The sequence below is a fragment of the Mycobacterium sp. genome (assembly GCF_965277065.1).
GTDB lineage: Bacteria > Actinomycetota > Actinomycetes > Mycobacteriales > Mycobacteriaceae > Mycobacterium.
In genome coordinates this window covers 995,812-1,015,177 of the sequence record NZ_CBDIBT010000018.1, presented here as the reverse complement: position 1 = coordinate 1,015,177, position 19,366 = coordinate 995,812, and the positions used below count along the sequence as shown (strand labels likewise).

Annotated in this window: 14 protein-coding genes and 3 pseudogenes; 11 read left to right on the top strand and 6 right to left on the bottom strand. The window is 65.0% G+C overall.

The window, feature by feature from the left end; translation table 11 throughout:
- Positions 1 to 2: 2 nt before the first annotated feature.
- From ACQY5A_RS16315 to ACQY5A_RS16300, 4 genes are read left to right on the top strand one after another with little or no spacing between them, the layout of a single operon-like run.
- Positions 3 to 1,238 carry a cytochrome P450 gene (locus ACQY5A_RS16315; protein WP_428341348.1) on the top strand — a complete coding sequence of 412 codons (1,236 nt, stop codon included), beginning with the start codon at positions 3 to 5 and terminating at the stop codon, positions 1,236 to 1,238.
- Entirely contained in the window at positions 1,235 to 2,392 is a 1,158-nt protein-coding gene (locus tag ACQY5A_RS16310; RefSeq protein ID WP_428341347.1) for a Zn-dependent alcohol dehydrogenase, read from the top strand. Before ACQY5A_RS16315 ends, ACQY5A_RS16310 begins: the two co-directional genes overlap by 4 nt.
- Positions 2,325 to 3,149 (top strand): alpha/beta fold hydrolase, encoded by an 825-nt coding sequence (locus tag ACQY5A_RS16305; RefSeq protein ID WP_428341346.1) that lies wholly within the window; start codon positions 2,325 to 2,327, stop codon positions 3,147 to 3,149. The genes ACQY5A_RS16310 and ACQY5A_RS16305 overlap by 68 nt, the downstream gene beginning before the upstream one ends.
- A 46-nt stretch (positions 3,150 to 3,195) precedes the next feature.
- The gene (locus ACQY5A_RS16300; protein WP_428341345.1) at positions 3,196 to 4,557 is read left to right on the top strand and encodes an HNH endonuclease signature motif containing protein; all 1,362 of its coding nucleotides are present in this window, start codon (positions 3,196 to 3,198) and stop codon (positions 4,555 to 4,557) included.
- Here the strand turns inward: ACQY5A_RS16300 and ACQY5A_RS16295 are convergent.
- The 3 genes and pseudogenes from ACQY5A_RS16295 to ACQY5A_RS16285 all read right to left on the bottom strand — a co-directional run bounded on the left by ACQY5A_RS16295 (position 4,554) and on the right by ACQY5A_RS16285 (position 7,249).
- Positions 4,554 to 4,922, bottom strand: a complete 369-nt coding sequence (locus tag ACQY5A_RS16295; protein ID WP_428341344.1) for a DUF732 domain-containing protein — start codon at positions 4,920 to 4,922, stop codon at positions 4,554 to 4,556. The two genes, ACQY5A_RS16300 and ACQY5A_RS16295, sit on opposite strands and share 4 nt — an antisense overlap.
- Positions 4,923 to 4,964: 42 nt before the next feature.
- Positions 4,965 to 6,183: pseudogene (locus ACQY5A_RS16290) on the bottom strand (cytochrome P450).
- Positions 6,176 to 7,249: an LLM class F420-dependent oxidoreductase gene (locus ACQY5A_RS16285; RefSeq protein WP_428341343.1), complete on the bottom strand. Its 1,074-nt coding sequence runs from the start codon at positions 7,247 to 7,249 to the stop codon at positions 6,176 to 6,178. Before ACQY5A_RS16285 ends, ACQY5A_RS16290 begins: the two are co-directional and overlap by 8 nt.
- 58 nt (positions 7,250 to 7,307) lie before the next feature.
- On the opposite strand from ACQY5A_RS16285, the gene ACQY5A_RS16280 reads away from it, so the two are divergent.
- The gene (locus tag ACQY5A_RS16280) at positions 7,308 to 8,804 is read left to right on the top strand and encodes an acyl-CoA carboxylase subunit beta (protein ID WP_428341342.1); all 1,497 of its coding nucleotides are present in this window, start codon (positions 7,308 to 7,310) and stop codon (positions 8,802 to 8,804) included.
- A 7-nt stretch (positions 8,805 to 8,811) separates the two neighbouring features.
- Here the strand turns inward: ACQY5A_RS16280 and ACQY5A_RS16275 are convergent.
- The 3 genes and pseudogenes from ACQY5A_RS16275 to ACQY5A_RS16265 form a co-directional block, all read right to left on the bottom strand.
- Positions 8,812 to 8,964, bottom strand: a pseudogene (locus tag ACQY5A_RS16275) (SDR family oxidoreductase); the annotation flags it as partial.
- A 79-nt stretch (positions 8,965 to 9,043) separates the two neighbouring features.
- Positions 9,044 to 10,087, bottom strand: a complete 1,044-nt coding sequence (locus tag ACQY5A_RS16270; protein ID WP_428341341.1) for a TIGR03857 family LLM class F420-dependent oxidoreductase — start codon at positions 10,085 to 10,087, stop codon at positions 9,044 to 9,046.
- Complete coding sequence (locus ACQY5A_RS16265) at positions 10,084 to 11,190, bottom strand: PHB depolymerase family esterase (RefSeq protein ID WP_428341340.1); 1,107 nt, start codon at positions 11,188 to 11,190, stop codon at positions 10,084 to 10,086. The genes ACQY5A_RS16270 and ACQY5A_RS16265 overlap by 4 nt, the downstream gene beginning before the upstream one ends.
- Before the next feature lie 246 nt (positions 11,191 to 11,436).
- Here ACQY5A_RS16265 and ACQY5A_RS16260 point away from each other — a divergent pair.
- The 6 genes and pseudogenes from ACQY5A_RS16260 to ACQY5A_RS16235 all read left to right on the top strand — a co-directional run.
- Positions 11,437 to 11,739 (top strand): annotated as a pseudogene (locus tag ACQY5A_RS16260) (PaaI family thioesterase); the annotation flags it as partial.
- Between the two features lie 8 nt (positions 11,740 to 11,747).
- Positions 11,748 to 13,406, top strand: a complete 1,659-nt coding sequence (locus tag ACQY5A_RS16255; protein ID WP_428341339.1) for an acyl-CoA synthetase — start codon at positions 11,748 to 11,750, stop codon at positions 13,404 to 13,406.
- A 62-nt stretch (positions 13,407 to 13,468) separates the two neighbouring features.
- The gene (locus tag ACQY5A_RS16250; protein WP_428341338.1) at positions 13,469 to 14,608 is read left to right on the top strand and encodes a zinc-binding dehydrogenase; all 1,140 of its coding nucleotides are present in this window, start codon (positions 13,469 to 13,471) and stop codon (positions 14,606 to 14,608) included.
- Between the two features lie 249 nt (positions 14,609 to 14,857).
- Positions 14,858 to 15,928 (top strand): AraC family transcriptional regulator ligand-binding domain-containing protein, encoded by a 1,071-nt coding sequence (locus tag ACQY5A_RS16245; protein WP_428341337.1) that lies wholly within the window; start codon positions 14,858 to 14,860, stop codon positions 15,926 to 15,928.
- 86 nt (positions 15,929 to 16,014) lie between these two features.
- Positions 16,015 to 17,511 (top strand): flavin-containing monooxygenase, encoded by a 1,497-nt coding sequence (locus tag ACQY5A_RS16240; protein WP_428341336.1) that lies wholly within the window; start codon positions 16,015 to 16,017, stop codon positions 17,509 to 17,511.
- Positions 17,508 to 19,247: an FAD-dependent oxidoreductase gene (locus ACQY5A_RS16235; protein ID WP_428341335.1), complete on the top strand. Its 1,740-nt coding sequence runs from the start codon at positions 17,508 to 17,510 to the stop codon at positions 19,245 to 19,247. Before ACQY5A_RS16240 ends, ACQY5A_RS16235 begins: the two co-directional genes overlap by 4 nt.
- Positions 19,248 to 19,366: the final 119 nt, after the last annotated feature.

Genomic DNA, 19,366 nt, shown 5'->3' with positions numbered 1-19,366 from the left:
CAATGACGCTGCGTACCGATAGCCCGGATCTTGGCGGCGAGCCAGTCACCCTGGATACGAGCGGCGAATCCAGCCCTTATCCGTTCTTCGAGTACATGCGGCGCACGGATCCGGTGTTCCACGGGTCGCTGATGGACCACGAATTGATGCCGCCAGAGTTGAAACCAGAAGACGAATGGGTGCTGTTCGGCTACGACGGCGTCTTCCAGGCGTTCCGCGACGACAAGACCTTTACCTCCGCCGCGTACGAGAAAACCATCGGGTTGGTGATGGGGCACATGATTCTGGCCATGGGCGGCAAGGAGCATCATGACCATCGCAGCTTGGTAGCCAAGGCATTTCGGGCTACCGCGCTGGAGCGCTGGGAGCCATCGGTCATCGGCCCGGTCTGCGATCAGTTGATCGACGAGATCAAGAACGACGGGCACGCCGACCTGGTGAAAGCGCTGACGTTCGAGTTCCCCACCCGGATCATCTCCGAACTGCTCGGACTCCCGCGCGAGGACCTCGACCTGTTCCGGCGGTTGTCGCTGGACATCATCTCGATCCCGACGGACATCATGGCGGGATTGACCGCGGCCAACGAGTTGCACGGTTACTTCCTCGACCAGGTCGAGCAGCGTCGTCGCAAACTGACCAACGACATCATCGGCGATCTCGTCGCCGCGGAGATCGACGGCGAAAAGCTCACCGACGAGGCCATCATCGCCTTCTTGCGGCTACTGCTGCCCGCCGGTCTGGAGACTACATACCGCTCGTCAGGCAATCTCCTCTATCTGTTGCTGACCCACCCCGAGCAGTTGGCGATGGTCCAGCAGGACCGCTCGTTGATACCGGCGGCGATCGAAGAGGGACTGCGCTACGAAACACCGCTCGTCATGGTCATGCGCACCACTACCGAGGAGGTGGAGGTGAGCGGCCACACCATCCCGGCCAATGCACAAATCGATTTGTGCATGGGGTCGGCCAACCGTGACGAGAGTCGGTGGGACAACGCCAACATCTTCGACATCTGCCGGCCTCGCCAAGCACATATCTCGTTCGCCGGCGGGATCCACATGTGTCTTGGAATGCATTTGGCTCGGATGGAAACCCGGGTGATGCTGAACAGCCTTCTGGACCGGGCCCCTGATTTGGCCCTGATAGCCGACGACGGGACCGGCGAGGAGTCCAAGATTGTAGGCCCAATCTTCCGGTCTCCCAACAAACTGCCCGTGACCTTCACACCGGTGTCATGAAAAGCCGCGCCGCGATCCTGCACGACGTCGGGGGTCCGTGGTCCGTCGAGGAATTCGAGCTGGATCCACCCAAGGCCGACGAGGTTTTGGTGAAGATGGCCGCTGCCGGGTTGTGCCACTCCGACGACCACATCCTCAAGGGCGACATGTCGGCGCCGAACGACGTGATGCGTGCCATGGGGTTGCCCACCATGTTCCCCATGATCGGCGGGCATGAGGGCTCGGGCATCGTGCAGGAAGTCGGCGAAGGCGTCACTGAGTTCGCGCCGGGCGATCACGTGGTGATGTCGTTTGTCGCGGTCTGCGGTCAATGTCGTTGGTGCGCAACCGGAGCGGAATACATCTGCGATGTCGGCGCCTTCACCATGATCCCGGGCATGCCGACTGACGGCACCTTCCGTCATCACACCTCCGACGGCCGGGACCTGGGCCACATCGCCAAGGTCGGGACATTCGCCGAACACACGGTGGCCTCGACCAAGTCGTTGGTGAAGATCGAGCAACACCTTCCGCTGGCGCCGAGCGCGCTGCTGTCATGCGCCATCCCAACCGGCTACGGCTCGGTGGAAAACCGTTCGAACATGCGCGCCGGTGACACCGTCGTGGTGATCGGCGTCGGCGGCATCGGCACGGCGGCGATACAGAGCGCCCGGATCAACGGCGCTGCGCAGATCGTCGCCGTCGATCCCGTTGAGTTCAAACAGAAGTCGGCGCTACGGTTCGGCGCGACGCACAGCGCCGCATCGGCCGAAGAAGCGATGGACTTGGTCCGGGGTCTGACCTACGGCGTGATGGCCGACGCGGTGGTCGTCTCCCCGTCGTTGATGAGCCGCGAAGACGTTCGCGACGGGGTGGCCCTGACCCGCAAGGGCGGCACCTGCGTGCTCACCGGGATGACGTCTCAGCTCACCCAGTCGGTCAAGATCAACCTGCAGGAATTCATCCTGATGAACAAGACGTTGGCAGGCACCATCTTCGGCTCGTGCAATCCGAAGGCGGACATCAACCGGTTGGCCCGGCTCTACCAGAGCGGCCAACTGCTGCTCGACGAGATGATCACCCGGCGGTACCGCCTCGACGACATCAATGACGCCTACGCCGACTTGCTCAACGGTGAAATCGTCCGCGGAATCCTCGATTTCGGAGTTGCGTAAGCTGCGCTCGCCAGCCCTGGTTCTCGTCCATGGCGGCCAGCATTCGGCGGATTGCTGGGATCTCACCATCGATGAACTGCGCTGTCTGGCACCGGAATTGCCTGTTCTGGCTGTCGACATGCCCGGTCACGGTGCAACGCCCGGCGACCTGAGCACTGTGACCATTGCCGATTGTGTCCGAGCGGCGGTCGGACAGGTGGAAGCAGCGGGCTTGGGCGAGGTGATCGTGGTGGGGCATTCGCTCGCCGGGCTGACCGTGCCCGGGATCGTTGCGGCGCTGGGAAGTTCGCGGGTGCGCGAGCTGATTCTGGCAGCGTCCTGCCTTCCGACGCAGGGCAGTGCAATCGTCGATACGCTCGTCGGTCCGCTGTCCTGGTACGTGCGGCGCGCCGTCCGGCTGCGGAGGCCGCCCGCGACCATGCCGGATATGTTGAGCGCGTTGATCTTCTGCAATGGCATGACGCGCGACCAGCGCCGTTTTACGATGTCGCGGATTTATCCTGAGGCGGTGACAATCATCGCCGAGCCGGTCGATCGCGGCGACCTTCCCAACGACGTTCCGCGGACCTGGATCCTCACCCTGCGTGATCACGCGCTCTTTCGGCGCACCCAGTTGCGCAGCATCGCCGCGCTGGGCGGTGTGCAGACACTGATCCCGGTCGACACCTGCCACGACCTGATGATCAGCGAACCCCGCCTGCTGGCCGAAATCCTGGTTGAACGCTGTCGCGCCTCTCAAACCACTTGCGTCACTTGAGTTTCGCGCTCTGAAACCTGTCGGTGGTCGTCGTTATTATTCGGACATGCGTGCTAGTAGTCGTGAGGAGATCGTCGAGGTTCTCGACGCGCTGTCGGCTGCTCACAAGTGCGCCCTGGATTTGACGTTCGACGTGTTGACCACGCCCGAGCGGCTCGGTGTGCTGGAAAGCCTTGAGCAGATGCGGCGCGGGCAGCCGGCCATCGAACACGCGCTGATCAACCAGCTCGCCGGGCAAGCCGACCCGACCGAGGTGGGCGGCAAGCTCGCGCCGGCGTTGGCGAACCGGTTGCGGATCAGCCGCGCCGAAGCCTCCCGGCGCATCCATGAAGCCGCCGATCTCGGTGAGCGGCGGGCGTTGAATGGCGAGCCGTTGGCGCCAGTGTTGGAGGCCACCGCCGCCGCGCAACGCAACGGCGAGCTCGGTGCCGGTCATGTCGCGGTGATCCGCAGCTTCTGGCATCGGCTGCCCGATTTCGTCGACCTCGAGACCCGGAGCACGGCTGAGGCGCAGTTGGCGCGGCTAAGTTTGGAGCATCGCCCCGACGAATTGGCCAAACTGGCCGACAAGCTCATGGACTGCCTCAACCCCGACGGCGACTTCACCGACATCGACCGCGCCAAACGCCGCGGCCTGACCATCGGCACCCAAGACATCGACGGCATGTCCCCGATCAGCGGATGGCTCAACCCCGAAGCCCGCGCCACCCTCGACGCCGTCTTCGCCAAACTCGCCGCCCCCGGCATGTGCAACCCCGCCGATGACCAACCCTGCATCAGCGGGACACCGTCACAGGCCGCCATCCAGGGCGACACCCGCAGCCACGCCCAGCGCAACCACGACGCCCTGCTCGCGGCCGCCCGCGCGCTGCTGGCCTCCGGTGGGCTCGGTCAACACAATGGGCTTCCCGCCTCCCTCATCGTCACCACCACCCTGCGGGAGCTGGAAGCCGGCGCCGGCAAAGCGTTGACCGGCGGCGGCACGCTGCTGCCGATGTCCGATGTCATCCGGCTCGGCTCCCACGCCCACCATTACCTGGTGATCTTCGACCACGGCAAAGCCCTGGCGCTGTATCACACCAAACGCCTGGCCTCACCAGCCCAGCGAATAGTCCTCTACGCCAAGGATCGTGGGTGTTCATTCCCCGGCTGCACCATCCCGGCTTACCTGTGCGAGGTCCACCACTGCGACCCCTACCGGACCAACCCGGTCACCGACGTCAACGGCCTAACGCTTACCTGCCACCCCAACCACGACCTCACCGAACAAGGCTGGACCACCCGCAAAAACAGCCGCGGCGACACCGAATGGATCCCCCCACCACACCTCGACCACGGACAGCCGCGGGTCAACACCTACCACCACCCCGAAAAACTCTTACAGGACAGCGATGACGACGCGCCCTAACTGTGGGCGTCGGGACAATAGACGCTGATGGCGTCGAGCATGAACGGCCGGACCTGGGCATCCGCCAGACCCTGACCGACCAGTTTGGCGGCGAGCTGGCGCTGGGCGGTGCTGAATGCGCTTGGTAGCGGGCCGAAGCGAAAGGTGGGCACTTGGTCGCGAGAAAGAGTGTCGTTCTGGCACCTCTCGTGGGCGAGGGCGATCAGCTGATCCGATGGGCCGGCTGTGATTCCATCTTTCGCCAACAAGCCGAGAAACTGGTCGTCCTGCGGGTCAGCGTGAGCAACCGCCGCGGTAACGAGTGCCGCTGCGACAGCGGCGGCAAGCCGACTGAACGAGGTGACGAGCATGGCTAAGCGTGACACCGATGCCGGCGAAACGCGACCCCAACTACCGTCTGACCTGCCTTAGCGCAGCGAGTACCGGACCGGCAGATGCTTGAGCCCGCCGACGAACGTCGTCGCGACATACTCTGGATCGCCGGTCAGCTCAATCGAATCCAGCCGCGGGACCAGCTCGGAGAAGAAGCTGCTGACCTCCATCCGCGCCAGCGCCGCGCCCAAACAGAAGTGCACGCCGTAACCGAACGCCAGATGCTTGTTGGGATCGCGGCCGACATCGAAGCGGAACGGATCGGCGAAGACCTCCTCGTCCCGATTGCCCGACACGTACGACAGCAGCAGCGACTCCCCCGCCGCGATCGGGACGCCGCGCACCTCGGTGTCCACGGCGGCGGTCCGCATGAATTCCTTGACCGGAGTGGTCCATTCGATCATTTCCTCGGTCGCCAGCAGCATCAGATCCGGATGGTCGCGCAACCGGTGACGTTGGTCGGGGTTCTCGGCCAGAGCATGCAAACCACCAGAGATCGTCGCGCTGGTGGTGTCGTGGCCGGCGGTGGCAACGATCAGGTAGTAGGACACCGTTTCGATGTCCGACAGCGGCTCCCCATCGATGCGGGCGTTGGCGATAGCGGACGCCAAGTCTTCGGTCGGATGCTCACGCCGCGCCGCGGTGACACCGTTGAAATAAGCGAACATGTCCAGCAGCGCCGGTAGTTGATCTCCGTTGTTGCTACCGCGTTTGAATTCGCTGTCGTCGCTGCCGAACAGCTCCTGGGTGAGCGTGAGCATGCGCGAGAAGTCGGACTCGGGTATGCCCAGCAGCGACATGATCACGTACAACGGGTAATTCACCGCGACCTCTTGGACGAAATCGCATTCGGGCCCGACCGCCAGCATCTTGTCGACATAGGTCTTGGCCAACTCGTCGACGCGGACCTTCAACGCCCGCATCGCCTTGGGCCGGAACCAATCCGCGCCGATCGCCCGCACCGCCCGATGCTGCGGGTCGTCGAGGTGGATCAGGGTGCGAACCCCCGCGGGCCTGCAACTCGTCGCCCTCGGTCGTCGTCAGCACCGGACGCGGCCAGTTGGTGAACAATGCGCTGTTGCGCTCGATGTCCATGATGTCGGCGTGTTTGGTGATCGCCCAGAATGGCCGGTAGTTCGGCACTTCCACTCGGGAGACTGGACCGTTGGCGCGCAGATGCGACAGGGCCGCATGCAATGTCGACTCGTCGGCGTAGGCCTGCGGGTCGGCGAGCACCTTGGCCGCGTCATCCATCGTCGGTGTGCTCATCGGCAGCTACTCCTCGGCGCAACTCGTTCAACACCGCGGTGACGGTGTCGCGGGACAGGGTTCGGGGAAACGTCGGCATCACCCGGTCGATGACGCCGTCGCAACGGTCCTTGAGGGCGGCGGCGAGCATATCCGGAGTCGCAACCACCGCGAATGCGTTGAGGATGTCGTCGTCGACCAACGTCGCCATCGCGTCCCACTCGCCCTGCAGCGAAAGCCGGTGCAGTTCGTCGGCAACGTCGCCCCAGCCGTGCAGTTCAAGGACTTTGCGATAGGCCGGCGTCGATCCGTAGAAGGCGATCTGCTTGCAGACACCGGCCGCGCCGACGCCCATTTCGGCCTCGTCGCCACCGGTCACCACGAACACCGGGCATGAAACCTCGAACGCACTGCGCTCGCGGCCGGAGCGCTCCAAGCCGCGCTGCACCGCCGGCATCGTGACCTCGTGCAGATACTGCCGTGTCGTGAAAGCGTGGGCCAGTAGCCCGTCGGCAATCTCCCCGCACATGTCCGTCATCGCTTCACCGACGGCGGCAATGAAGACTTTCGGCGCCGGAAAGGCCTGCGGCTCAGGGGTGAACATCGGCGTCATCAGCTTGTGGGTGTAGAACTCACCCTCGAACCGCAGTCGCGTGCCGTCCTTCCACGCCGACCAGATCGCCTGCAGCGCAAGCACAAACTCACGCATCCGGGCCACCGGCTGACTCCACGGCATGCTGAAACGCTTCTCGATGTGCGGCTTGATCTGAGTGCCGAGACCCAGGATGAACCGGCCCTGCGAGTAAGACTGCAGATCCCAGCCGACGTTCGCCACCGTCATCGGACTGCGCGCGAACGCGACCGCAATGCTGGTGCCGATGTCGATCCGCGACGTGTGTTCGGCGGCCAGCAACAGCGGGAAGAAGGGATCGTGGTTGATCTCGCCGGTCCAGCAGCCGTCGTAACCCTGCTGCTCGAGTTCGCCGGCCAGTGCGGGAACTTCGGTGAGGTCGGTGAAGATGCCGCCGTCGACTTTTAGACCGGTCGCCTGGGTAGCGCGGACCGGGGTCATATTCGTGAAGCTACAGTAAGCACTTCAGTAAATGGCGCCGACGAGTGAGGACGTGCCGATGACGAAGTCCCCCGATTGGGAGGAAACGCTCGACGACCTCGCCCGTCGCCGCCAGCACACCCGGGCGATGGGCGGTCCGGAGCGGCTTGCCAAGCACCGCGGCAAGGGCAAACTCGATGCGCGCGGACGCATCGAGCACCTTCTTGACCCGGGGACGTTTCGCGAAATCGGCACCATGGTCGGGGGCGAGACCGCCGCCGACGGCATCATCGTCGGGTCCGGCTTGATCAACGGCTCACCGGTGATGCTCGGCGCCGAAGACTTCACCACACTGGCCGGCAGCATCGGACCGGGTGGTAACTCGAAGCGTTACCGCATCGCCGAATTGGCCTTGCGCGACAAGGTTCCGCTGGTGATGCTGCTCGAGGGCGCTGGTTTTCGACCGACCGGCGGACACTACGGCCGCTCCCCGACCGATCTGCTCGCTCAAGCGAAATGCTCGGGCCGGGTCCCGACCGTTGCCGCGGTCTTGGGCCCGTCGGCCGGACACGGCGCGCTGGTGGCGCCGGTGTGTGACTTCCGGATCATGAGCGCGCAAGGCGCGATTTTCACCGCCGGGCCACCCGTCGTGAAAGAGTCTACGGGAGAAGACATCTCGAAGGAAGAACTCGGCGGCCCCAGTGTCGCGCTTCCCAGCGGGGTGATTCACAACGTCGGCGAGGACGACGAAACGGTGCTCGACGACATCCGCCGCTACCTGTCTTACTTCCCCTCCAGCGCATGGTCATACCCGTCGGCGCAGCCCGACGACGAAACCACAACGCCGCGGCCGACGCCGGAGTTGGTTGAGATCGTCTCGCGCGACAACCGCCGGATCTATGACATGCGTTCGGTACTCGACGTGGTCTTCGACCAACCCAACTGGCTCGAGGTCCAACCACAGTTCGGTAAGGCGATCATCTGCGCGCTGGCACATCTCGGCGGGCATCCGGTCGCGGTCGTGGCCAACCAGCCTCAGGTGCTGGCCGGCTCGATCGACGCCGATGCCGCGGACAAGGCGGCGCATTTCATCACGGTGGCCGACTCGTTCCATCTGCCCATCGTGTTCCTCGCCGACAATCCCGGCATGCTCCCGGGTAGCCGATCGGAGCGCAGCGGTGTGCTGCGGGCCGGCGGCCGCATGTTCGTCGCTCAGACCATGGCCACCACGATCAAGCTGCATGTCACGCTGCGCAAGGCATACGGCTTCGGCTCGATGGTCATGTCGCTGTTGAGTTTTGACGGTCAGGGCGCGACGTTCGCCTACCCCGGCGCGACGATGGGTGCGATGAGCGCGGCGGCCTTGAGCAAGGCGTCGCACGCCGGTGACGACCTCACCGCCAAACTGCGCGACGCCGAACTGCAGGCGTCCTACCGCTCAGCCGAGCACATGGGCTTCGACGAATTGATCGACCCACGCGAGACACGCGATGCGTTGTTGGCCGCGCTGCGGCGGGGCCTGTCGAGCCGGCAGGCCGCGGCCGAACCGGTGGCCCGGACCGCGATCATGCCGTGAGCGGCCGTCAGTAGACGTAGTTTTCGCCGCTGGCCCGCACCGTCACATCGCTGATGTTGATGCCCCACGGTTGATCGATGACGTGGATGATCGCATTGGTCAGATCGTCCGGGTTGATCAGCCAGTACCCGACCGAGTCCACATCCAGCTGACTTCTGGGCGATCAGTGTGCCGAAGCCGCTTGCGGCGCCCGTCACGATGATCACCTTGTTCTGTAGATGCGTCGACATAGGTAGTTCTTACCCGCTCGCTCGATACGCCGTGACAATCGGCTCGAGTTCGTCCGGAGTAGCACCGTGCATGATCACCGCGTCGGCACCGTAGTCGAGTTCCTGGCGGATGCGGTCCACACACTGCTGAGCCGACCCGGTCGCCGACGGCTCCAGCCACTCGTCGGGAATCAGCGTCGCGACGTGTTCGATCTGCTCGGTCGTGGCCTTATGGTCGATTCCGCCGGCGACCGACGCCACCACCGCGTCGGCGCGAAACCGCTCCAGCACAGCGGGATCCCAGTTGTTGGTCTTGACCATCAGGTCGCCGTAGCCCTGAAGGTAGGTGGCCAGTCGCGCGACGGTCTTCTTCAGCCGCAGCTGTTCGGGCAGATGATCGCCGACTGTGGCAAAACACGACCAGACTCGCACGCTGTCAGGATCGCGGCCGGCCTTTTCCGCGGCGGTCTTCACAGTCTTGACGCAGCGCTGCAGCGTCTCCGGCGTGAAATAGGTGTGCAGGATGACGTCGTCGAAGGCCCGGCCACCCAACTCCAGCGTGTTGGGACCGAAGGCCACCAGGGCAAGCCTGATGTCTTCGTCGAAGTCTGGATCGAGAAAAAGGATGGGGTACTTACCCATTGGGCCGTCGTGGTTGAAGATCACTTCGCCGTGCCATAGTCGGCGCATGACGCCGGCCCAATCCTCCATCTGCGCGGTCGTCACCTTGGGCACACCGAACGCCCCGTAGATGGCGGCGATCCCGCGGCCGATGCCGAGAGTGAACCGGCCGCCGGACAGCCGGTGCATCGTGGTGGCGAAGGATCCGGTGATCAACGGGTGCCGGGTGTTGTGATTCGTTGCCGCGGTGGCGATCTGCATGCGACTGGTGACCGCGCATGCGGCGCCGGACAGCGACGACGCTTCTTTGACGTTCCAACGCTCGGAGATGAACGCCGTACCCAAACCCAGCTCCTCGCCTCGGCGGGCCTCGTCCATCAGGGTCGCGGGCCCATCACCGCCGGCCCCGGCGAGCAGGTAGTAACCGAGCTCGTTCAACGGCTGACCGGTCATGTGGCGACTCCTTGCAAGAACCGTTCGGTCACCCGGAAGACTTTCCGCGAAAATATGTGACCGACGTGGCTGCCGTCGTACCAATACAATTGACCGCCCCACCGGTCCTGCAGCGCATTCGTGGGCTCGCGCATCGCCATCCGGTCATGCCACGCGCCGACGATCAGTCGTCGCTGCGGCGGCGGTGCCGGGTCGGCGGCGAGCGGGTCGATCACCGATGTCAGCTTCGCGACCACCGGGGACTCCAGCAGTTCGCGGAACGCGTCGCGCGAGGAGCCCCAGCGCCCCAAGTGCCGCGCGATCATCCCGTTGAGTCCGAGGATCGGCGTGTACAACCCCACCGCGTCGATGTCGCGCTCCAGATGGGACACCAACGCCGCAACCGGCGTTCCCATCGAAATACCGCCCACCACAACGGCACTGGCCTGGGACCTCACCCACTTGACCACGGCCCGCACCTCCGACACCGCGCGCATCATGCCGGCGACGTTGCCGAGCGGATCCATGTCGGGGTAGGCCGGCCATTCCCGTCGCCGAGAGCCATGACGGGGCTGCACGGGCATCGCGACGTTGTAACCCAGCTGGTGATGGATGCGTCCGATTCGACTCAGCAGCAGATCCTCGACACCGCCCTGGCCAGCGCCGTGCACCCACACCAACCACGGTCTGGGCCCACCCGGGTGCCGGCACAGATGGACCACGGCCCTGGCCGGCCCGCCCAACCGTTCGGCCGCCAAGGTCTCCGGCAGCAACGGGTCGTGGTCGAAAGTCATCCGCTCGTAGACCAGTCCGGCGATGCGTCGCGGCTGGATCGTGTCGACCTGCAGAGGTTGAGGGTCAGCATGCGCTCCGTCGATACCCAGTGCTGACAGCTCGTCGGCTGCCGTACTGCAGGCGTCGAGTGACCGAACCGCCGTCGGCGCTTCGCCCAGAAGCGAAAACCCGGACAGCGCAAGCTCGTCCAGCATGACCTCGCCGAACTGACGCACACCGCGCGGCGACGCCGGATTCCACCCAGTGGACTCCTTGAGCCCGGCTACCGTGCGCGGCACCAGCAGGCTGAGCTCGCGTGCCACGTTGACGCTGAGTGTTGCCAATGACATGCCGATCAGCTAGCCAGTGCGAAGCCGGTGTATCCGGCGGCCGCAATGTCATCGCAGCGGCGCCGGTATTCGGGGATCCCGCCGGTATATCCCATGTACATCCGTTTCTTGCCGGGCACGTTGCCAGCGTACTGCGGTTGCGGGTGTACCCGGCTTACAGAGCAGTACGGATGCGTCTCGTGTGGAATCAGCCCGAAACCCAAGGAACCGCAGTGGGAAATGCCGGAGATCTTCGGTGAATATCCGCACTTCAGCGAGGCTCATGCTGGCGGTAATCGAGCGATGCATGGCGGCATCGTTCCGCTGCTGTATGACTGGCTGCTCGGGATGACGGTGACCGCCGCCGGCATCCGCCCGACGCGCACCGCGTTCCTGCACGTCGACTACCGCACGATCACCCCGATCGACGAGCCGCTGGAGGCGCGCGTGTCGATCACCGAAGTCGACGGCCGCAAAGTTTTCATAGAGGCTACGATGACATCGGCCGACGGCACGGTACTCAGCGAAGCCCACGGCCTGATGGTTCGCTTGCTTCCGCACCAGCCGTAAAGGTCCAGATGTCCGACACCGCAGTCGAATTCACCGTTCCCGCCGTCACCGCCGCTGTGGCGGCAGCGATTCCGGATCGCGAGTTGATCATCCAGGGCGATCGCCGCTACACCTACGCCGAGATCATGGACCGGGCGCAGCGGCTGGCCGCCTACCTGCATTCGCGCGGGATCGGCTGCCACACCGAACGGGCGACACTCCAGCGCCACGAAGTAGGACAGGACCTGGTCGGGCTGTATGCCTACAACGGCAACGAATTCGTCGAGTCGCTGATCGGCGCCTTCGCCGCCCGGGCCGCGCCGTTCAATGTCAACTTCCGCTACGTCAAAAGCGAGCTGCAGTACCTGCTCGCCGATTCGGGTGCGACGGCATTGATCTACCACGCGACCTTCGCGCCGCGGATCGCAGAGGTGCTGCCCGATCTTCCGCAACTGCGAGTCCTGATCCAAATCGCCGACGAGTCGGGCAACGCGTTGCTCGACGGCGCCGTCGACTACGAGGCGGCGGTCAACTCGGAGTCACCGGCGCCGGCCCTCCAGCACTCCCCCGACGACTTGTATGTGCTTTACACCGGCGGTACGACCGGTATGCCGAAGGGCGTGCTGTGGAGGCAGCACGACATCTTCATGACGTCCTTCGGCGGCCGGAACCTGATGACCGGTGAGCCCAGCAGCTCGCTCGACGAGATAGTGGAAAGACTGACCGGCAGTGCCGGCACCAAGCTGTTGATTCTGCCGCCACTGATTCACGGCGCGGCGCAGTGGAGCGTCATGACGGCGATCACGACTGGACAGACCGTCGTTTTCCCTTCTGTCGTCGATCATTTGGACGCCGATGACGTCGTCCGCACGATCGAGCGCGAGAAGGTCATGACGGTGACGGTGGTCGGCGACGCGATCGCGCGGCCACTGGTCGCCGCCATCGAGAAGGGCATCGAGGATGTGTCATCGTTGATGGTGGTGGCCAACGGCGGCGCGCTTCTGACGCCGTACGTCAAGCAACGCCTGATCGACGTTCTGCCGAACGCGATCATCATCGACGGCGTCGGGTCTTCGGAGACCGGTGGCCAGATGCACCATATGTCAACGGCGACAACGGTATCGACGGGCACTTTCACTGCCGGATCCGATACATGCGTCGCCGCTGAGGATCTCGGCAGGATCCTGGATTCGGGCCACGAGGGGATGGGGTGGCTGGCTCAGCGCGGCTACATTCCGCTCGGCTACAAGGGCGATGCCGCCAAGACGGCCGCAACCTTCCCGGTGATCGACGGTGTGCGGTACGCGGTTCCGGGCGACCGCGCACGGCATCGAGACGACGGCTGCATCGAGCTGCTGGGCCGCGACTCGGTGACGATCAACTCCGGCGGGGAAAAGATCTTCGTCGAAGAGGTCGAAACCGCAATCGCATCGCATCCCGCCGTGATCGACGTCGTCGTCACCGGACGGCCCAGTGAGCGGTGGGGTCAGGAAGTAGTGGCGGTAGTCGCCCTCGCAGATGGCGCAAAGGCTGCAGCAAGCGAGCTAATCGAGCATGCCGCACAGACATTGGCCCGGTACAAGCTGCCCAAGGCGGTCGTGTTCCGAACCGTGCTCGAGCGCAGCCCGGCGGGCAAGGCCGACTACCGGTGGGCCCGAGATCAAGCCGTCAACGAATCACAGCCGTGACCGACGACGACGCACGGGCCGCTCTGCAACAGGCCCATTGACCACACGGAAGAGGTAGCGCGATGACCGCAGATTTGCCCGAGCAGGCACTCGAACTGCGATCGCTGGTGACGTCGCAAGGCACGCTGGAGATCTCACTGCACGACGTCCCAGTTCCGTCCCCCGCGGCCAATGAAGTGGTGGTCCGGGTGGAAGCCTCGCCGATCAACCCGTCGGATCTAGGCGTCCTCATCCCTGGCGCCGACATGTCCACCGCAACGTTCTCCGGTACCCCCGAGCACCCGGTGGTCACCGCCCCGCTGGGCGACCGCGCGTTTGCGGGGCTATCGGCGCGCGTCGACAAGTCGCTGCCGGTCGGCAATGAAGGGGCCGGGACCGTGGTGGCCGCAGGGTCGTCGTCAGCGGCCCAGGCGTTGCTCGGCAAGACGGTGGGAATTGCCGGCGGTGGCATGTACACCCAGTACCGGGCGGTTGATGCCTCCGGGTGTCTGGTCCTGCCGGACGGGGCAACGGCGAAGGACGGCGCCTCGTCTTTCGTCAACCCGTTGACTGCGCTCGGAATGCTGGAAACCATGCGCCGGGAGGGTCATTCGGCACTCGTGCACACGGCTGCGGCGTCGAATCTCGGCCAGATGCTTGTCAAGCTCTGCATCGCCGATGGGGTCCAACTCGTCAACATCGTCCGCAAGCCCGACCAAGAGGAACTGCTGAGATCACTTGGCGCCGTGCATGTCTGCAACTCTTCCTCGCCGTCGTTTTCGAAGGACCTGGTCGAAGCTCTGACCGCGACGTCGGCGACGATCGCCTTCGATGCCACGGGTGGCGGCACGCTCGCGAGCCAGATCCTCAACGGGATGGAACAGGCGGCCAGCGCGAACGCCGCGGAGTACTCCCGCTACGGATCGGCCGTACACAAGCAGGTCTACATCTACGGCGGACTCGACACCGGCCCGACCACCCTGACCAGAAACTTCGGGATGGCGTGGGGCATCGGAGGGTGGTTGCTGACGCCATTCCTGCAAAACGTTGGGGCCGACGGCATTGCCTCTCTGCGCGCCCGGGTGGCCGCGGATCTCACCACGACATTCGCGAGCACCTACACCCAGGAAGTGTCACTGGCCGGCATGCTCCAACCCGACGCGTTCCACGCCTATGTCAAAAAGGCGACCGGGGAGAAATTTTTGGTCACTCCGCAGGCATAGCTGTGCGTTGACTCTCGGCGACTTCATGGGATTCACCTATCCGAGTGACACCGGCAACTGCGCGAGTCCGTGCAAACCGATGCTGTTGTTCAAGCGTGCTTCACCGGCGAGAGTCAGCGCCGGTGGCTCGATCGGATTCGGCACTCCCGGATTGGTTTTCGCCAGGACCCACGCTCCCCGTCGGTCGATTGTGCAAGAGCCTGATGGTCCCGCGCCGTCGCGTTCGAGCTCGTTGGCCATACTGGAGAGGTGCAGGTGTTTGCCGGATCCCAGTTGTCGCACTGGGACTTTCCGCGGAACACCGCCAGCGCCGCATTGATGGCCGAGTTCGGCCGCGAGAACGGACTCGCCGCCGCGGATGTGCTCGAGGGATCTGGACTGTCGGAGACCGACTTGCACGATCACGGCCGGACGATCGTCGGACGCCAGGAACTGGCGATCGCGACGAACCTGGTAGATCTGCTCGGCGCAGAAGCCGGGCCGGCCGACCTCGGGGTCCGGGTGGGCGCGACTTATCACGTCGGAGCGTTCGGCATTTTCGGCTTCGCCTGCCTGACCAGTTCGACCCTGGGCGACACCGTCCGGTTCGCGGCCCGGTACTACGAGCTCAGCTACGGGTTCTGCCTGCCAACTGTGACGGTCGACGGACCGGTCGCGGCGTTGCGACTCGACCTGCCGGACCTCACCGGTCCGATTGCCGAATTCCTGATCCGGCGCGACCTGTCCGCGATCGCCCAAGTGATGTCGGAGTCGCTCGGGAGCCCTGTCCCGTTCACCACGATCGAGTTCGCCGGCCCGGTGCCACCCTCCGGTGACGTTGCGGCCCGCGAGGCGTTCGGCGTGACGCCGGGCTATGGATCGGCTCTCACGATGGCGTCCTGGCCCGCCGAGTTGCTGGAACAACGGCTGCCTCAGGCCAGCGACATCAGTGTGGCGATGTGCCGGCAGCAGTGTCACGCGCTGTTGGAGCGTCGTCGCCAGCGGACCGGTGTCGCCTTGCGCGTTCGCGAGCAACTGGCGTCGATCGACGGCGCACCGCACACGATCGCGGGCGTGTCCCGGCAGTTGGCGATGAGCGAACGGACGCTTCGGCGTCGCCTCGCCGAGGAGAGCACCACCTTCCGGGACCTCGTCGAGGAAGTCCATCGGGTGCTCGCCGAGGAGCTGCTAGGGACGGGCGCCTTGTCGGTCGGAGACGTCGCATTGCGGCTCGGCTACGCCGAGGCGACGAGCTTCATCGCCGCATTCAAGCGGTGGACGGGCACGACTCCCGCTCGCTATCAGCGCTCAGTGGCTCCCCGCGCGCGGCTGGATGTCTGACCTGGACCGGTCCTTTGGCCGCAATCATGGATTTTCCGTCCGCAATGCTCTGCCCGCACATCCGACCTGCTCGTAGCGTCGTTCGTATGACCTCCACCACTCGGCGTCCTCGCGTCGTCATCATCGGAGCCGGATTCGGAGGCCTGGGCGCCGCCTACGAGCTGTCCAAAGATGGCCTCGCCGACGTGACGGTGCTGGAGAAGGCCGATGACGTCGGCGGCGTTTGGCGCGAGAACACCTACCCCGGCGCTGCCTGCGACGTCCCGTCGAATCTGTACTCCTACTCCTTCGCCACGAAAACCGACTGGGGCCGCCGCTACGCCGAGCAGCCCGACATCCTCGGCTACATCCAGGACACCGCCGATGTGTTCGGCCTGCGCAAGCTGGTGCGCACCGGCGTCGAGGTCACATCCGCGGAGTACGACGACCGCACCGCCACCTGGCAGGTCGCGACCTTGTCCGGTGAAGTCTTCGAGGCCGACGTGCTAATACCCGCGATGGGTCAGCTGTCGCGGCCGGCGTTTCCGACAGTCCCGGGACTCGACACCTTCGCGGGTCCGTCGTTTCATTCGGCCGAGTGGCGCCACGACGTCGACCTGACCGGCAAACGCATCGCGGTCCTTGGCACCGGCGCGTCGGCGATCCAATTCGTGCCGCGCATTCGCGAGGCGGCCGCGCATGTCACGGTATTTCAGCGTTCCGCGCCGTACGTCGTGCCGAAGGTGGACCGCGCCTACACCGATGCTCACCACACCGCCTTTCGCCAGGTTCCTGGCTTCGCCGCCGCCATGCGCACGTCGATCTGGGAGTTGACCGAGCTCTTGGGCCTCGCGCTGACCAGAGTCGCGCCGCTGGCTCGGGCACTCCACGTCCTCGCGTCAGCGAATCTCAAGCGGCACATCAAGGACCCGGTGCTGCGGGCGAAGGTCACTCCCGACTACCCGATCGGGTGCAAGCGCGTGCTGTTCAGCAGCGCCTGGTACCCGGCGCTGGCCAGCGACGACGTCGACGTCGAGACCGACGCGGTCGAGGAGGTGACGCCGAACGGGGTACGGACCGCCGACGGCCGGCTGCACGAGGTCGACGTCATCATCTACGGAACCGGGTTCAAGGCCACCGAGTTCCTCGCCCCGATGACAGTCACCGGCCGAGACGGACGCGACCTCGGTTCCGAGTGGACCGACGGCGCCCGCGCCCATCTCGGCATGGCGGTGCCCGGCTTTCCGAACATGTTCCTCATCTACGGCCCGAATACCAATCTCGGCAGCAGCTCGGTCATTCAGATGATCGAGCAGCAGGCCCGTTACATCCGCCAGGTCGTGGAAGAGCTTGCCCGCGCTGGACGCGCCCGCGCATTCGATATTCGGCCTGACGTCGAAGCCGCCTACGATGCGGAGGTTCAGTCTCGGCTCGAAAAAGGGGTATGGACCGATTGCGACTCCTGGTATCGCACCGCCTCCGGCCGGGTAACCACAAACTGGCCGGGGCTGGTCCACGAATATCAGCGCAGGACACAGACCGCGGTGCTCGCCGATTACGACGAAATACTTCCCCTCGCCGCAGTCAAGGAGGTAGGCGCGTGACCCAGGCTTCGTTCGACTATGACGTGCTCGTCATCGGATCCGGTTTCGGCGGCAGCGTCACCGCGCTGCGGCTGAGCGAAAAAGGCTACCGCGTAGGCGTTCTCGAGGCGGGCCGGCGTTTCCGCGATCAGGACTTCGCCAAGAACAGCTGGCACGTCCGGGACTATCTGTTCAAGCCGTCGGTCGGGTGCTACGGCATCCAGCGAATCGACCTGCTTTCCGACGCGGTCGTGCTCAGCGGGGCAGGAGTGGGCGGGGGTTCGCTGGTGTATGCGAACACGCTGTACGAGCCCGGCGACCCGTTCTTCGCCGACCCGCGGTGGAGCAACATCACCGACTGGAAGGATGAGCTCGCGCCCTGGTACGACCAGGCCTCGCGGATGCTCGGCGTCGAGACCTACTCGCGGACAACGCCTTCGGATAAAGTCATGCTGCAAATAGCCACCGACCTCGGCGTCGCGGAAACCTTTCGCGCCACCCGGGTCGGGGTGTGTTTCAGCGACGCCGACGGCGAACCCGCCGCCGCCGGCGCTCCGGTCGGCGACCCCTATTTCGGCGGGGCAGGTCCAGACCGCAACGCGTGCCTTCACTGCGGCGAATGCATGACGGGCTGCCGACACAACGCCAAGAACACGCTGGTCAAAAATTACCTGTACCTCGCCGAAGGCCTTGGCGCGACGGTTCACCCGATGACCACCGTCGTCGACGTCCGACCGCGTTCCGACGGCGGATACGACGTGATGACACGGCGTACCGGCGGCAAGATCCGTTGGCGCCGTCGCACATTCACCGCACAGCACGTGGTGTTCTCGGCGGCCGCACTCGGAACCCAGCGTCTGCTGCACCGACTGCGGGACCGGGGCAGCCTGCCGGACATCTCGCCCAGGCTCGGCGAGCTCTCACGCACCAACTCCGAATCGATTTTGGCCGTGCGCGCCCGCGGCAACGACGTGGACTACTCGGAGGGCGTCGCCATCACGTCATCGATCCATCCGGACGAGCACACCCATGTCGAGCCGTGCCGCTACGGTCACGACTCGAATCTGATGGGCTTGCTCGGCACCATTCTCGTGGACGGGCTGGACGGCCTCGAAAAAGGCGGCCGTCGCCGGTGGCGGACCGGGATCAAGGAACTCGTCCGTAACCGCCGGGATCTCGGCCGCCTGCTCAACCCGAAACATTGGTCGGAGCAGACGATTCCACTGCTCGTCATGCAGACGCACGACAATTCGATCACCACCTACACGCGGCGCTGGCTCTTCGGGCGACGGATGTTTTCACGTCAGGGCGTCGGCGAACCGAACCCGACATGGATTCCCGTCGGGCACAAAGTGGCTCGACGCGCGGCTGAGCACCTGGACGGTATTGCCGGCGGCGCCTGGGCGGATCTGGCGGATATCCCGATGACGGGACACTTCATCGGAGGCTGCGTCATCAGTGAGAGCGCCGATGACGGAGTGGTGGACCCGTACCACCGCCTGCACGGATATTCGGGGTTGCACGTGATCGACGGCTCGACAATCACCGCGAACCTGGGTGTGAACCCATCCCTGACCATCACCGCGCTGGCCGAGCGCGCCACAGCGCTGTGGCCGAACAAGGGTGAGCCGGACCCTCGTCCGCCGCTCGGGTCCGCTTACGTCCGTGTTGCACCGGTGAGCCCGATTCAGCCGGCCGTCCCGGCAAGCGCACCGGGCGCCCTCTACCTCGCGGGGAGGACCGCGCCCGGCTCTTAGGGCTACCCTCGCAGCTATGTTGGCAGCTTTTGGTTTCGAAAATCTGGGTGTCGTCGTCGGTGAGATGTTTTTCGTCGACCCGACACCCAACGAAGGCCAGGAAACGCCTTCCTCGTCGA

Excerpts from the sequence above, each read along its gene's own strand:
- ACQY5A_RS16315 (WP_428341348.1), top strand. The coding sequence starts at position 3 with ATGACGCTGCGTACCGATAGCCCGGATCTTGGCGGCGAGCCAGTCACC.
- ACQY5A_RS16310 (WP_428341347.1), top strand. The coding sequence starts at position 1,235 with ATGAAAAGCCGCGCCGCGATCCTGCACGACGTCGGGGGTCCGTGGTCC.
- ACQY5A_RS16305 (WP_428341346.1), top strand. The coding sequence starts at position 2,325 with ATGACGCCTACGCCGACTTGCTCAACGGTGAAATCGTCCGCGGAATCC.
- ACQY5A_RS16300 (WP_428341345.1), top strand. The coding sequence starts at position 3,196 with ATGCGTGCTAGTAGTCGTGAGGAGATCGTCGAGGTTCTCGACGCGCTG.
- ACQY5A_RS16285 (WP_428341343.1), bottom strand. The coding sequence starts at position 7,249 with ATGACCCCGGTCCGCGCTACCCAGGCGACCGGTCTAAAAGTCGACGGC.
- ACQY5A_RS16280 (WP_428341342.1), top strand. The coding sequence starts at position 7,308 with ATGACGAAGTCCCCCGATTGGGAGGAAACGCTCGACGACCTCGCCCGT.
- ACQY5A_RS16270 (WP_428341341.1), bottom strand. The coding sequence starts at position 10,087 with ATGACCGGTCAGCCGTTGAACGAGCTCGGTTACTACCTGCTCGCCGGG.
- ACQY5A_RS16265 (WP_428341340.1), bottom strand. The coding sequence starts at position 11,190 with ATGTCATTGGCAACACTCAGCGTCAACGTGGCACGCGAGCTCAGCCTG.
- ACQY5A_RS16255 (WP_428341339.1), top strand. The coding sequence starts at position 11,748 with ATGTCCGACACCGCAGTCGAATTCACCGTTCCCGCCGTCACCGCCGCT.
- ACQY5A_RS16250 (WP_428341338.1), top strand. The coding sequence starts at position 13,469 with ATGACCGCAGATTTGCCCGAGCAGGCACTCGAACTGCGATCGCTGGTG.
- ACQY5A_RS16240 (WP_428341336.1), top strand. The coding sequence starts at position 16,015 with ATGACCTCCACCACTCGGCGTCCTCGCGTCGTCATCATCGGAGCCGGA.